8 protein-coding genes, 2 tRNA genes and 2 rRNA genes are annotated in these 14,649 nt (G+C 44.1%); 8 read left to right on the plus strand and 4 right to left on the minus strand.

Going from position 1 to position 14,649, the window contains the following annotated elements; all coding sequences use genetic code 11:
• Positions 1–54 precede the first annotated feature (54 nt).
• The 6 genes from J5A56_RS08620 to J5A56_RS08645 all read left to right on the plus strand — a co-directional run bounded on the left by J5A56_RS08620 (position 55) and on the right by J5A56_RS08645 (position 5,176).
• Positions 55–128: transfer RNA gene (locus J5A56_RS08620), tRNA-Ile, on the plus strand.
• A 63-nt stretch (positions 129–191) separates the two neighbouring features.
• Positions 192–265 (plus strand) — tRNA-Ala (locus J5A56_RS08625).
• Between the two features lie 190 nt (positions 266–455).
• Positions 456–3,357: ribosomal RNA gene (locus tag J5A56_RS08630) — 23S ribosomal RNA — on the plus strand.
• Positions 3,358–3,573: 216 nt separating this feature from the next.
• Positions 3,574–3,686: ribosomal RNA gene (gene rrf / locus J5A56_RS08635) — 5S ribosomal RNA — on the plus strand.
• Positions 3,687–3,860: 174 nt separating this feature from the next.
• Positions 3,861–4,259: an ISAon1 family transposase N-terminal region protein gene (locus tag J5A56_RS08640; RefSeq protein WP_021671329.1), complete on the plus strand. Its 399-nt coding sequence runs from the start codon at positions 3,861–3,863 to the stop codon at positions 4,257–4,259.
• Between the two features lie 8 nt (positions 4,260–4,267).
• Positions 4,268–5,176 (plus strand): ISAon1 family transposase, encoded by a 909-nt coding sequence (locus tag J5A56_RS08645; protein ID WP_432757719.1) that lies wholly within the window; start codon positions 4,268–4,270, stop codon positions 5,174–5,176.
• Between the two features lie 288 nt (positions 5,177–5,464).
• Here J5A56_RS08645 and trpS read toward each other — a convergent pair whose 3' ends face one another.
• The 4 genes from trpS to gltX are packed head-to-tail and all read right to left on the minus strand — an operon-like array spanning position 5,465 to position 9,862.
• Positions 5,465–6,553, minus strand: coding sequence for a tryptophan--tRNA ligase (trpS, locus tag J5A56_RS08650; RefSeq protein WP_036919283.1), 1,089 nt, complete (start codon positions 6,551–6,553; stop codon positions 5,465–5,467).
• A gap of 37 nt (positions 6,554–6,590) precedes the next feature.
• Entirely contained in the window at positions 6,591–7,079 is a 489-nt protein-coding gene (locus J5A56_RS08655) for a hypothetical protein (RefSeq protein ID WP_021671332.1), read from the minus strand.
• On the minus strand, positions 7,076–8,311 hold the full coding sequence (locus tag J5A56_RS08660; protein WP_021671333.1) for a 3-deoxy-D-manno-octulosonic acid transferase: 1,236 nt from the start codon (positions 8,309–8,311) through the stop codon (positions 7,076–7,078). Before J5A56_RS08660 ends, J5A56_RS08655 begins: the two co-directional genes overlap by 4 nt.
• 33 nt (positions 8,312–8,344) lie before the next feature.
• A complete protein-coding gene (gltX, locus tag J5A56_RS08665; RefSeq protein WP_036919286.1) occupies positions 8,345–9,862 on the minus strand; it encodes a glutamate--tRNA ligase in 1,518 nt (505 codons plus the stop codon).
• A 142-nt stretch (positions 9,863–10,004) separates the two neighbouring features.
• On the opposite strand from gltX, the gene J5A56_RS08670 reads away from it, so the two are divergent.
• Positions 10,005–12,056 (plus strand): HD family phosphohydrolase, encoded by a 2,052-nt coding sequence (locus J5A56_RS08670; RefSeq protein WP_021671335.1) that lies wholly within the window; start codon positions 10,005–10,007, stop codon positions 12,054–12,056.
• Between the two features lie 628 nt (positions 12,057–12,684).
• Entirely contained in the window at positions 12,685–14,370 is a 1,686-nt protein-coding gene (locus J5A56_RS08675) for a membrane protein (RefSeq protein WP_036919289.1), read from the plus strand.
• The last annotated feature ends 279 nt before the right edge of the window (positions 14,371–14,649 follow it).

Consider the following 14,649-nt stretch of genomic DNA (forward strand, 5'->3'; position numbering starts at 1 on the left):
AAGAATAAGAGAAAGGAAGTCTGGCAAAAGATGCCGCAGAGTTTCTTCCAACTCAGTCCTATAGCTCAGTTGGTTAGAGCGCCACACTGATAATGTGGAGGTCGGCAGTTCAAGTCTGCCTGGGACTACACATCGGCGCTAAGTCCTTGTGAACTGGGTTAAATTAGACTAAGACAATTTCTCTATCCCTTGGGGGATTAGCTCAGTTGGCTAGAGCACCTGCTTTGCAAGCAGGGGGTCAACGGTTCGAATCCGTTATTCTCCACTTTGCTGTTTTTTACAGCATACGATCTTTGACATATTGACACAAGCAAGACTGTAAAGTAGAACTATTCTTTCTTTAAATGGAAGAATTAGCATTCTAATTATTGAAGTTTTAAACTTCAAAATCTTTAGAATCACACAACAGCTGAAAGTATGAGCTACATTCTCTGTAAGGAATTACAGAGAAGGCGAAGAAAGTAAGAAAGGGCGCATGGCGGATGCCTTGGCTCACGGAGGCGATGAAGGACGTGATAAGCTGCGATAAGCCTTGGGTAGGTGCAAATAACCTTTGATCCAAGGATTTCCGAATGGGACAACCCATCAGGTTGAAGACCTGTTATCACTACAAATGTAGTGAGGCTAACGAAGGGAACTGAAACATCTTAGTACCTTTAGGAAGAGAAAATAAATAATGATTCCCCTAGTAGTGGCGAGCGAACGGGGAAAAGCCCAAACCTGCTTTGTGGCAACGCTTAGCAGGGGTTGTAGGACCACGCTGTCGTACTTAGATTGTGAGGAGAATGTTCTGGAAAGAACAATCATAGAGGGTGATAATCCCGTACCCGAAGCATGACGAGACGTAGTGGTATCCTGAGTAACGCGGAACACGTGAAATTCTGCGCGAATCCGCCGGGACCATCCGGTAAGGCTAAATACTCCCGTGAGACCGATAGTGAACGAGTACTGTGAAGGAAAGGTGAAAAGCACTCCTATTAGGAGAGTGAAATAGTTCCTGAAACCATGCGCCTACAAGCGGTCGGAGCCGCGTAAGCGGTGACGGCGTGCCTTTTGCATAATGAACCTACGAGTTACCATGTCTGGCAAGGATAAGTGTCATGAGACATGCATCCGCAGTGAAAGCGAGCCTGAATAGGGCGTCAAGTCAGATGGGGTAGACGCGAAACCAAGTGATCTACACTTGCCCAGGTTGAAGTCCGGGTAACACCGGATGGAGGACCGCACGGATAAGCGTTGAAAAGCTTCCCGATGAGGTGAGTGTAGGAGTGAAAGGCCAATCAAACTTGGAGATAGCTCGTACTCCCCGAAAGGCATTTAGGTGCCGCGTGCGATGATCTCCATAAGAGGTAGAGCGACCGATAGGTCAAGAGGGCTTCACCGCCTATCGAGACCTGACGAACTCCGAATGCTTATGGACTGCAATCGTGCAGTAAGGGGGCGGGTGCTAAGGTCCGTCCCCGAGAGGAGAAGAATCCAGACCGCCGTCTAAGGTCCCGAAATTCTGTCTAAGTTAGTCTAACGAAGTCTGGTCCCCGTGACAGCTAGGATGTTGGCTTGGAAGCAGCCATTCATTCAAAGAGTGCGTAACAGCTCACTAGTCGAGGGTCCGGGCATGGATAATAATCGGGTATAAGTCAGATACCGAAGGCGCGGGATAGTAATGTATATTAAAAGTATCGGTAGGGGAGCATTCCATCGACGTTGAATGGTGAAGGTAACTGATCCTGGAGTTTATGGAAAAGCAAATGTAGGTATAAGTAACGATAAAAAGGGTGAGATTCCCTTTCGCCGAAAGACCGAGGTTTCCCGGGCGATGCCAATCAGCCCGGGGTTAGTCGGGTCCTAAGTCTCAGCCGAATGGCGAAGGCGATGGCAGATGCGGTTAATATTCCGCAACTCGTATGTTCAGTGATGTGGAGACGGAGCAGTGACACTGCCGCGCCCTGACGGAATAGGGCGTTTAAGTGTGTAGGTTATGATAGTGGCAGGCAAATCCACCACTTGAGCTGAACCACGAAAGTACAACACTTCCTTCGGGAAGAGTTGAGTGCAGGTAATCATACTTCCGAGAAAATCCGCTAAACTTAATGTTCATACGACCCGTACCGCAAACGGACACACGTGGTCGGGTAGAATATACTAAGGCGTTGAGAGATTCATGGTTAAGGAACTAGGCAAATTGACCCCGTAACTTCGGGATAAGGGGTCCTCATAGCAATATGAGGCGCAGAGAATCGGTCCAGGCAACTGTTTAACAAAAACACAGGGCTGTGCAAACTCGAAAGATGAGGTATACAGCCTGACACCTGCCCGGTGCCGGAAGGTTAAGAGGAGATGTCACCAGCAATGGGAAGCATTGAATTGAAGCCCCGGTAAACGGCGGCCGTAACTATAACGGTCCTAAGGTAGCGAAATTCCTTGTCGGGTAAGTTCCGACCTGCACGAATGGTGTAATGATCTGGACGCTGTCTCAACCATGAGCTCAGTGAAATTGTAGTATCGGTGAAGATGCCGATTACCCGCGATGGGACGAAAAGACCCCGTGAACCTTTACTACAGCTTAGCATTGACCTTGGTCATCCGATGTGTAGGATAGGCCGGAGGCTTTGAAGCGGGTGCGCCAGCATTCGTGGAGCCATCCTTGAAATACGGCCCTTTGGCTGTCTGAGGTCTAACACGCAGATAGCGTGGACACTGCTTGGTGGGTAGTTTGACTGGGGTGGTCGCCTCCAAAAGCGTAACGGAGGCTTCCAAAGGTGCCCTCGGGCCGATTGGTAACCGGCCTTATAGAGTGCAATGGCATAAGGGCGCTTGACTGGGAGGCAGACATGCCGAGCAGGCAGGAAACTGGGGCATAGTGATCCGGCGGACGTGTATGGAAACTCCGTCGCTCAAAGGATAAAAGGTACTCCGGGGATAACAGGCTGATCCCCCCCAAGAGCTCATATCGACGGGGTGGTTTGGCACCTCGATGTCGGCTCGTCACATCCTGGGGCTGGAGAAGGTCCCAAGGGTTGGGCTGTTCGCCCATTAAAGTGGCACGCGAGCTGGGTTCAGAACGTCGTGAGACAGTTCGGTCTCTATCTATCGTGGGCGTTGGAGTTTTGCGTGGTGCTGACACTAGTACGAGAGGACCGTGTTGGACAGACCTCCGGTTTACCAGTTGTGCCGCCAGGTGCACCGCTGGGTATCTGAGTCTGGATTGGATAAGCGCTGAAAGCATCTAAGTGCGAAGCCAGCCGCAAGATTAGAACTCCTCATAAGGGTCGTCATAGACGATGACGTTGATAGGGTGTAGGTGTAAAGACGGTGACGTCAAAGCCGAGCACTACTAATTGCCCGAAACTTTCTTCGGGTCTCCCGCCTCCGTTAGTGGAGTGCGGGGACCGGTGACTCAGACTTTGAGCTGTGTATTCTTCTAAAGGAAGAAGAAAAGTTCTAATATGTTTTGCTTGTGGAAATACGTCACCTTATACGGCTGACAGACGAGTCTTTGTTATCAAAAGATGAGTGACAAACAAAACGAACTATGATATCAAAGAAAACAAGACATGTCAGTTGAAAGTTATATCAGGTGGTTATTGCGACGGGGTCCCACCTCTTCCCATTCCGAACAGAGAAGTTAAGCCCGCTTGCGCCGATGGTACTGCAATGCAATGCGGGAGAGTAGGTAGCCGCCTTCTTTTACGAGAGCCCTGAAGAGAAATCTTCGGGGCTTTTTTGTGTTTTTAGCCTGATTAGCCTAATGGGGTTTATAGGGCTAATAATGGGTCCTAAAACCGGGTCAGTTCTAAAACCCAGTTGCAAGCCTACTCTCTTAAGCGCATAATTTCATAAGTATTTATTACCTTTGCATCATGAAGACTCACCAATTATTATGTTGCATCTTTCCAGATGTACTTGCGGACTACTTTGATGTGGTCGATATTCAAGAGAGTGTTTCGCAGTTTGACTTTTGGCTTGACGAGCGTAACTTTATGGAAAAGTCAGACCATAAGTTAGGCACTGTAAGCAGTTATGGTTTTACCAGCGAGCGTATTATTCAGGACTTCCCCCTTCGTGGCAAAGCAGTTTACCTCCATGTTCGCCGTCGCAAGTGGCGTGACAGTTCCAACGGAGAGATATTTACTTATTCATATGATGATTTGACGGCTGAGGGCAGTAAACTATCTCCCGAGTTCGTTTCTTTTTTTAAAAGAATAGAATTGAGTCCACTGCAGAGAGCATCGCAAGCATTGGTGCACACTATGGCGTAAATGGCAAGCTGCTATCCACACAGTACAAGGAATATTTCAGTGATTATCGTAGCTGGGCTCAGTTGGATCATGCTCAAGACTGGCTGTTGTTCGAAGATAATATAGGAGAGAGTCTAAGTATTGATGAGACCTGTCTAAGTAGTGGCGAGGTTTATACTTTCCTAACCAACAAGGCGGGAAAGGGCAGAAATGGAACTGTAGTGGCTGTGGTTAAAGGGACCAAAGCAGAGGACGTCATTCAGATTGTCAAGAAGATAGACCTGTCTAAACGAAAGACTGTTAAGGAGATAACACTCGATTTGTCATCTTCGATGATGCGTATAGCCCGCTCTGTTTTTCCCAAAGCACTTATTACCAATGATAGGTTTCATGTTCAGAAATTATATTATGATGCTCTGGATGACATGCGTATCGCTTACCGATGGATGGCAAGAGATAAAGAGAACGAGGAGATAAAAGAAGCTAAAAGTAAGGGTAAGGAATATATACCATTTAGATACAGCAATGGTGACACGCGTAAGCAGTTGCTCGCCAGAGCAAAGTTCATATTGACCAAGCATAAGACCAAGTGGACTGAAGCACAGAAAGGTAGGGCACAGATCATCTTTGAACATTATCCGACACTGAAAAAGGCATATGAGCTGGCTATGAAACTTACCGATATTTATAACATCAAGAGCATCAAGGATGTTGCAAGGCTGAAGCTGGCTAAATGGTTTAATGAGGTTGAAGAATTAGGAGTGGACAATTTCTACACGGTGATTGACACGTTTGAGAATCATTATCAAACCATACTCAATTTCTTTGTAAACAGAGCTACAAATGCAAATGCTGAGTCATTCAATGCTAAAGTTAAGGCATTTAGGGCACAGTTCAAGGGAGTGACAGATATTCCTTTCTTTTATATAGGCTTATGAAATTATGCGCTTAAGAGAATAGGCTTGCAACTGGGTTTTAGGGGACAGTAGATATTCAGTGGGGATACGCATATAGTTTAGTAAGCCTAAAAAGAAAGAAACTTTTAGGTTCAGTAGAAAAGATGTGTGGAATTTTTCTTAATTAATATATTTTTCTTCCATAATACAAAGGAAAGAAAAATATTTTTGAGCAGCAAAAAGTTATGAAGTAAGAAAAAAAACAGTCTCATTTCCTCTATAGAAAGAAGAAATAAGACTGCTCTATAAATCTAAGGTTGAGGGATAGACTTATTTCTGTCTGAATCGCTCTGCCTGACTTTGAATTAATTCTTTATCCTCAAAGTAGTTGATCTGCATAGCTGCACGTACCTCATCCATTGTCTTAGCAGCTGTTTCACGTGCTTTCAATGAACCTTTCTTAAGGATATTATAAATCTCTGGGATATCCTGCTCGTACTCATGACGACGTGCACGGATTGGGTCCAGCATCTTGTTCAGTACGTTATTTAAAAGCTTTTTGCACTTCATATCACCAATACCCCCAGCAGTATAAGCTGCTTTCAACTCATCAAGATTATGAAACTCTGGCCAGAATTCCGCAAAATCTTCATCGGTTGAGAAAGCATCGAGGTAAGTGAACACAGCGTTACCCTCTATATGACCTGGATCAGAAACATTTAGGTGAGTAGGATCAGTGTACATTGTCTTCACCTTCTTCCATACAGTATCAGCATCGTCAGAGAGATAGATGCAGTTACCAAGACTCTTACTCATCTTCTCCTTACCATCTGTACCTGGCAAACGACGTGCTGTTGCGTTCTCTGGTAACATGATAGCTGGTTCAACGAGTACTGGCGCATAAATCTGATTGAAGCGACGTACAAGTTCACGTGTCAACTCCAGCATTGGTTCCTGGTCCTCACCTGCTGGCACTGTGGTAGCTTTGAAGGCTGCAATGTCAGCAGCCTGAGAGACCGGATAAGCGAAGAAGCCCATTGGGATGTTAGCTTCAAAGTTGCGCATCTTTATCTCTGTCTTCACTGTTGGGTTACGCTGAACGCGACTTACGCTAACAAGATTCATCAAGAAAGTAGTCAACTCTGCAATTTCAGGAATCTGACTCTGTATGTAAAGTGTACATTTCTCTGGGCTCAAGCCAGCAGAAAGGTAATCTAAAGCCACCTCGATGATATTCTGACGAATCTTCTCTGGATTGTCAGCATTATCTGTCAACGCCTGTACGTCTGCCATAAAGACAAACATCTTATCGTAGTCTCCGAGGTTCTGAAGTTCCACACGACGACGGAGTGACCCCACGTAGTGTCCTAAGTGAAGTTTACCTGTTGGACGGTCACCCGTCAAAATAATCTTTCCCATATATTTTTTCTTATTTCTTATCCGTACAAAGCATAGCTTACTCCTCATGCGGAAGAGCCTCTACCGTATCCGCCGGTTCCTCTGGAGCTTCTTCAACGTGCTCTTTCTCCTCTGGGACAGTTTGAACAGGAGCTGACACCACCGTATCAACAGATGGTTCAGGTTCCATCTGAACAGGGGTTTCATAAGGAATTGTATCGTTAGGAATTGAGTCAGTTACAGGTGTCTTGGGTGAGGAAGAACCAAACATAAAATAAGCCCCTACGCCACCAGCCAATAAAAGTAAGCCAATGACAACACCCCACAGAATAGCATGACTACTCTTCTTTGGCATTGTTTCCTGTGGCTGCTGTATCTGCTGACCATAAGAAACAGGCTGCTCATACTGCTGACCAGCACTTACCAAAGGTAATGTTATCTCCATTAATCCATGGCAATGAGGGCAATTACACTCGATTGTCTGTCCTTCTTCTGCCTCAACGATAAACTGAGTACCACAGTTATCACATGTTATCTGATATTTCATAACTTTACGTTGCTTAGAACTTTATTTGTTGCACCTGCCAAACTTGCAACATAGGCACCTGCCATACTACCACATGTCGCACGGAACTCTTCGTCTTCAGCAAAGTGATTCATCAATAAACTGAAACTCTCAAGGTCGAAGACTTCATAACCTCCACCTTCACGCAAGAGTCCTTGTGCCTCTGCGAAATGCTTATTGTTTGGACCAAAAAGTACTGGCATATCCCATACTGCTGCTTCGAGAACATTGTGAATACCAACTCCGAAGCCACCTCCTACATAGGCTACATCACCATAATGATAGATAGATGACAGCAAACCAAAGCAATCAATAATGAGGACATCTGCATCAGCAACATTCTCTTCATTTGCCTGCGTGTAGCGTACCACCTTCTTATCCTTAATCAACGAGAGGATTGTTTTTAGATGCTCTTCCCCTATAACGTGCGGTGCAATGATGAGTTTCCAGTCCTTATGTTCATTAAAGTACTTAATGAAGATTTCCTCATCAGGCTGCCATGAAGAGCCTGCTACAAAGACTTTCTTTCTATCAGACGCATCTATATTGACGAATTTCTCAACCAACGGAAGTCGTTTACTTGCTTCCTTGATTTGTAACACACGATCAAAACGAGTATCGCCCACAACCATTGCATCTGTGATACCTATCTTACTTAAAAGGCTCTTGCTCTCTTCGTTCTGTACAAAGAAACGGCTAAAGCATTTCAAGACACGTCCGTAGCCACGACCATACCACTTAAAGAAGATTTGATCAGGACGGAAAATGCTTGACACACTATAAACAGGTACACCACGATGCTGTAGGATATGCAGGTAATTATACCAAAACTCATACTTGATGAAGAACGCCATAACAGGACGAACAGCACGTAGAAATCTACGTGCATTACCTACCGTGTCAATTGGAAGATAGGTGATGATGTCTGCACCCTCATAATTCTTTCTCACTTCATAACCAGAAGGAGAAAAGAAAGTAAGCAGAATCTTGTATTGCGGATAGTCTTTTCGTATCTGCTCTATCAAAGGACGACCTTGTTCAAATTCGCCCAATGAAGCCGCATGAAACCAAACGTATTTAGCGTCTGGCTCCACCTTTTCACGCAAGATTCTCACAGCCTCCTGCTCGCCTCTCCACATCTTACGCAGCTTCTCATTGAAAAGACCGCCCAAAGAGATGCCAACCTGGATGGCATACATTATTACATTATACATATTCGGCTCAGTTAAATTAGCCTTTCAAGATGCTTATCCTAACACCTCAATAGCCTTGCGCATACGCTTCAAAGTTTCCTCCTTGCCAAGGAAGGCAGATATATCGAACATTCCAGGACCTTTACCAATACCAACGAGGGAGAGTCGGAATGCATTCATGATATCACCAAGTTTATAGCCTTTATCCTCTACCCACTTCATGACAACAGGTTCCTGACCTTCAATACTGAAATCGTCAATTCCTTCCAAGACATCGGCAAGCTCGCTCATCTGCTGTGCAGAGTAGTCTTTCCAACGCTTCTTAACAGTCTTTTCGTCGTAACTTGTAGGTGCAATGAAGAAGAAAGAGCACAAATCCCAAAGTTCCTTTACAAAGTCCACACGGTCTTTCATCATGTGTACAACTTGTGTCACCTGCTCCATAGTAGCCTCAACACCATTGTTAGCAACAATCGGTGCAAAGAGTTGTGCTATCTCATCATCTGACTTGCGAAGGATGTATTCGTGGTTGAACCAAATACCCTTCTTATAATCAAACTTAGCTCCACTCTTTGAACATTTAGTGATGTCGAACGCTTCCACAAGTTCTTCAAGAGAAAATAGCTCTTGCTCTGTACCTGGATTCCAACCCAAAAGTGCCAAGAAGTTGACTACAGCCTCTGGGAAATAGCCACTCTCACGATAACCAGAGCTTATCTCACCTGTCTTAGGGTCGTGCCACTCCAATGGGAAAACTGGGAAACCGAGACGATCACCATCACGCTTACTGAGCTTACCCTTACCCTCTGGCTTCAGTAACAACGGCAAATGAGCAAAGCGGGGCATACTTTCTTCCCAACCAAAAGCACGATAAAGTAATACGTGCAGCGGTGCACTTGGCAACCATTCCTCACCACGAATAACGTGAGAGATTTCCATCAAGTGATCATCAACAATATTTGCAAGGTGATAAGTTGGTAATTCGTCAGCACTCTTAAACAATACCTTATCATCGAGGATGTCGCTCTTGATGCATACATCACCACGAATCATATCCTTGATATGAATCTCTTCACCTGGTTCTATCTTGAAACGGACAACATACTGCTGCCCATCTTCTATTAGACTCTCGACCTCCTCCTTTGACATTGTCAAAGAATTACGCATTTGCAAACGAGTGTGTGCATCGTATTGGAAGTTTTCAATCTCTTGACGTTTCGCATCCAGCTCCTCTGGTGTATCGAAAGCAATGTACGCCTTACCAGCCTCCAAAAGCTGGTTAACATATTTTTTGTAAATATCACGACGTTCGCTCTGACGATAAGGACCATGTTCGCCACCAAAGCTAACACCCTCGTCAAACTTAATGCCTAACCAATGAAAAGAGTCAAGGATATATTCCTCTGCTCCAGGCACAAAACGATTAGAGTCAGTATCCTCAATACGGAAGATAAGTTTGCCGCCATGCTGACGGGCGAAAAGGTAGTTATACAAAGCAGTACGCACACCACCAATATGCAAAGCACCCGTAGGACTTGGGGCAAAACGTACTCTCACATTTCTTTCTGCCATTGTCTTAAATATTATATTTTCCTGCAAAATTAATGCTTTTTTTTGACTATACGCCATATTTTTAGTATTTTCGCAAGTTGTTAGAGGATTAACACAACATGATACAACAAGTTGTTATAACATTTACGAAACAAGATATAAGATGATAAGATTCAAAAATATTAGCAACCCTTATTGGCGAAATATGGTTTCAAGAACCGTTTTGGTCATTGTGGCTGTAGTTCTGATAGTACTTTTCCTACCACGTACACAAGGTAAGCTCTTCCATTATGATGAGGGTAAGCCATGGATGTATGGGCAGCTGATTGCTAAGTTCGACTTCCCTATCTTCAAGACGGAGGCTGCTCTAAAGATAGAGAAAGATTCTATCACCAAGCATTTTCAGCCTTATTATAATATCAATCAAGCCGTTGAGCAGAAGAAGATTGAACAGTTTAAGCAGGCATATAAAAATGGAATACCTGGCTTGTCGCAGGACTATGTGGATGCAATTGCTCATCGACTGCATGAGATTTATGAAGCTGGTATCATTGACCCACAACAGTATTCCACGCTTGCCAAAGACAGTAATAGCCTTATCCGTGTCGTAACAGGTAAGCAAGCTGTGAGTGTCCCAATTAACAAGACCTACTCAACCCTTGGTGCCTACGAACAACTTTTCATGGACCCATTGCTTGGCCCGAAGCGTTCTTTGCTCCAGCAATGCAACCTGAATGAATATATTGAGGCAAATCTTGTTTATGATAAAGACCGTAGCGAGACGGAGATGAACGATATGCTCAGCCTTATTCCTCAAGCCTCAGGAATGGTCTTAGAGGGACAGCGCATCATTGATCGTGGCGACATCGTTGATGCTAAGACCTATCGTGTCTTAAACTCGTTTGAACAGGCGATGGAAAAACGTAAGGCTTCTGAGGACGAGATAACCTCCACCTTTATCGGGCAGACAATTTACGTGCTGATTTTCATCTGCCTTTTCACTCTCTATCTGGCACTCTTCCGAAAAGATTATTTCAATAAACCACGTTCCATTTCCTTGCTCTATGTGATGATAGTCATCTATCCTATCCTCACATCCTTGATGATGGAGCATAACATACTGAGTGTCTATATCCTTCCATTCAGCATGGCACCAATATTCTTCCGTGTGTTTATGGACTCACGTACAGCTTTTATCGGACACATTACAATGGTACTTCTCTGTGCTGTTGCCGTGAAATATCAGTATGAGTTTATAATTGTACAGATTGTGGCTGGTCTTGTTGCTATCTACTCCTTGCGTGAACTATCAAAGAGAAGTCAGATATTCCTCACTGCCCTCCTTGTTACTATCAGTTCAGCAGCTGTCTACCTCTCTCTTCAACTCATTCAAGCTGATGACCTGTCGAAGCTCGACCAAACTATGTATTACCATTTTGCGGTCAATGGTTTCTTCCTACTCTTTACCTATCCACTGATGTTAGTTATCGAGAAGACTTTCGGCTTCGTGTCTACCGTAACGATGTTTGAACTTTCGAACACCAATAATGAATTGCTTCGTCGACTCAGTGAGGTTGCCCCTGGTACTTTCCAACACTCTATCACCGTAGGTAATCTTGCCACAGAGATTGCAAGCAGGATTGGTGCTAAAAGTCAGTTAGTACGTACAGGTGCACTTTATCATGATATAGGGAAGATGTTAAACCCAGCATTCTTCACCGAAAATCAAGCGGGCATCAATCCACATGACAAGCTAAACGACCTTGAGAGTGCACGTATCATCATTAGCCATGTAACGGAAGGTCTGAAACTTGCTGAGAAATACAACCTCCCTCGCGAGATTAAGGAGTTCATTACTACTCATCATGGTACTGGACTTGCAAAGTATTTTTACATACATTATAAGAACGAGCATCCTGATGAAGAAGTCAATGAAGACCTCTTCCGTTATCCTGGTCCTAACCCTTTCACACGTGAACAGGCTATCCTTATGATGAGCGATACCGTTGAAGCTGCATCACGTTCTCTTCAAGAATACACAGAAGAGAGTATCAGCGAACTGGTCAATAGATTGATTGATGGACAAGTTGCTGACGGCAATTTCACCGACTGCCCAATCACTTTTCGTGACATTACAGCAGCCAAGACCGTTCTTATCGAACGCCTGAAGTCAATGTATCATACACGTATTCAGTATCCACAACTGAAGACTTAGGGAAGCATCCCCCCTTCACCTTCTCCGATTCTAAGCAAGGGATGGAATATCGAGATACCCCAGCAAGTTACTATTGCCGTAACTCACTGGGGTGTCTTTTTCTTATCCTTATTCTCAGCTTCCTCTCTTCCTACTCTATATCCTTTTACTTAACACAGTATTGAATTGAGATATACAGCCCACTTATCAGAAAAATTTAACACTTGGCTGTAAACCCCTTTTCTAACAATAAGCAAGCTCCACCTTCGTGCTACGTTTACTTGGTAGACAGCCTCGGCACACGTTGTGCTTACCGTCAACACCAAGCGTGCGAGGCATAAACACATTATCTAAAGCGTGAAATAAAAGTTCCTCTTTATGCTAATATTAAATTGAATAGAGCGGTTCCTACCATTGTTATCTTATGTTGTAATATGCCAATTACTAAGTTGTATGGAAAATGTTTAGCAAATACCATAAACACTTTATTACTGAAAAATTACATTTAAACGACCTTTTTACTTCTGAATTATCCCTGCACAATTTAACCAAAAGTGAGAAAAAGAAAGTGAAAATTTGGAAGTTTAGAACAATATTCATAACTTTGCAACCAAATTTCATAAGTTTTATATACACTTACAAATTAAAAATGAAATATCAGAAGACTGTCCTTGCAGTAGCTTTGCTCGCAATGACAACAACAACACAAGCTGGAGGATTGCTTACAAACACCAATCAGAACATCGCTTTCAACCGCAACTTTGCACGTGTAGGTGCAATTGGTATTGATGGAGTTTACTTTAACCCTGCTGGTGTAGCATTCCTTGATCAAGGTTTTCATCTCTCTCTTAACTTCCAGAACGTATATCAGACACGTGAGATAACATCTGCTTTCAGCGTGCCTGCATTTGCTAACACCCCTTACGAGTATCCTTTCAAACTGAATGGTGGCAACCCAACTGACGGAAGTAAGACCTATATTGGTAAGGCTTCTGTGCCAATTCTCCCTTCATTTCAGGTGGCATACAACAAAGACAAGTGGAGTTTCCAAGCAGGATTTGGTTTGACAGGTGGCGGTGGTAAGGCAGCTTTCAACGAGGGCTTGCCAAGCTTTGAGCGTTCTGTTTCACTCCTTCCTGCACTCATCAACCAGCAGTTGCCAACGTTCTCAGCACTTCTCGGACAGACAGAGACAGCAGCTACTTCTTATAGTATGCAGAGCTATATGAGCGGTCAGCAGTATAACTTCGGACTCCAGCTCGGTGTTGCTTATAAGATTAACGAGAATCTCTCTGTATTTGGTGGTGCTCGTTTCAATTATATCTATAACAGATACGAGGGTAATATAACCAACATTTCAGCAAATGTAGGTGGAAACAACCAGAACCTCTACGACTACTTCGACTCAAAGGTAAAAGCTTTGAACGAAAAAGCAAGTGCATTGCAGGCACAAGCTGTTGCTGCACAGACGCAAGCTGCGGCCTTACAAGCACAAGCAAATGCTACAACTGACCCTACTGCAAAGGCTCAACTTCTGGCGGCAGCAGCACAGTATGCAGCGGGTGCACAGAAAGCAAGCGAAGGGGCAAAGCTCGTTAGCGCAGGTGCTGACAAACTGAACAGTAGCAAAGAACTTGTAAAAGACCGCTATGTAGAAGTGTCTCAGCGTGGATGGGGTATCACTCCAATCCTTGGTATTGACTACCGAACAGGCAAGTGGAACTTTGCTGCACGCTATGAGTTCACTACTAAGTTTAATATTGAGAACAACACTAAGCGCGACGACACCAAGCGTTATGAGAATGGAGTGAACACACCTAACGATATTCCTGGTATTCTTGCTCTCGGTGCACAGTATGAAGTACTGAAGAACCTTCGCGTTATGGCTGGTTATAACCACTATTTCGATAAGGATGCACGTATGGATAATAACAAGCAGCGATATCTTAAGCACAACACACAGGAGTTTCTTGCTGGTGTTGAGTGGGACATCAACCCCTCAGTAACCGTCAGCGCAGGTGGTCAGCGTACGCTTTACGGTCTTGGTGATGGTAAATATCTGACCGACCTTAGCTTCGTAACAAGTAGTTATAGCTTCGGCATTGGCGCAAAGATTAAGGTTGCAAAGAATGCGCACCTCAATGTTGCTTATTTCTTCACAAACTATTCCAACTTCAAGAAGGAATACAACGATGCTATCGTAGTTGGCAAGGAACAGGTGAAACAGCCAGATGGTTCTGTAACAATACAGCCTAAGACCATTGCAACCCAGAATACCGACATCTTCACTCGCACCAATAAGGTACTCGGTGTAGGACTTGATATTGATTTCTAAGCCACAATAAATCTACCGTTTTCCATAACTAATACCATTAAGAGGCAGTCAGAGTGAGTCTGGCTGCCTCTATTCTTCTATTATTTTATTCATAATTACTTGTCGTTTTCAGCTAATATTCATATGTTTGTAGCAGAAAGGAATAAGTTTATGGGGACAACAATATCAACGCTTGCTTCAAAGATTGCTTGTAAGCAGGCATACCAAGAGAAAAGAAATTAGAAAACTTGCAACGGATTGCAAGATACTTATCTGCCGAAGAGAGAGAGGTTCTCTTCA

This window comes from Prevotella melaninogenica (assembly GCF_018128065.1).
Classification (GTDB): Bacteria; Bacteroidota; Bacteroidia; order Bacteroidales; family Bacteroidaceae; genus Prevotella.

Bases quoted from the DNA above. Each gene is read 5' to 3' on its own strand.
- trpS (WP_036919283.1), bottom strand. From the start codon at position 6,553: ATGGGAAAGATTATTTTGACGGGTGACCGTCCAACAGGTAAACTTCAC.
- J5A56_RS08660 (WP_021671333.1), bottom strand. From the start codon at position 8,311: ATGTATAATGTAATAATGTATGCCATCCAGGTTGGCATCTCTTTGGGC.
- gltX (WP_036919286.1), bottom strand. From the start codon at position 9,862: ATGGCAGAAAGAAATGTGAGAGTACGTTTTGCCCCAAGTCCTACGGGT.
- J5A56_RS08640 (WP_021671329.1), top strand. From the start codon at position 3,861: ATGAAGACTCACCAATTATTATGTTGCATCTTTCCAGATGTACTTGCG.
- J5A56_RS08670 (WP_021671335.1), top strand. From the start codon at position 10,005: ATGATAAGATTCAAAAATATTAGCAACCCTTATTGGCGAAATATGGTT.
- J5A56_RS08655 (WP_021671332.1), bottom strand. From the start codon at position 7,079: ATGAAATATCAGATAACATGTGATAACTGTGGTACTCAGTTTATCGTT.
- J5A56_RS08675 (WP_036919289.1), top strand. From the start codon at position 12,685: ATGAAATATCAGAAGACTGTCCTTGCAGTAGCTTTGCTCGCAATGACA.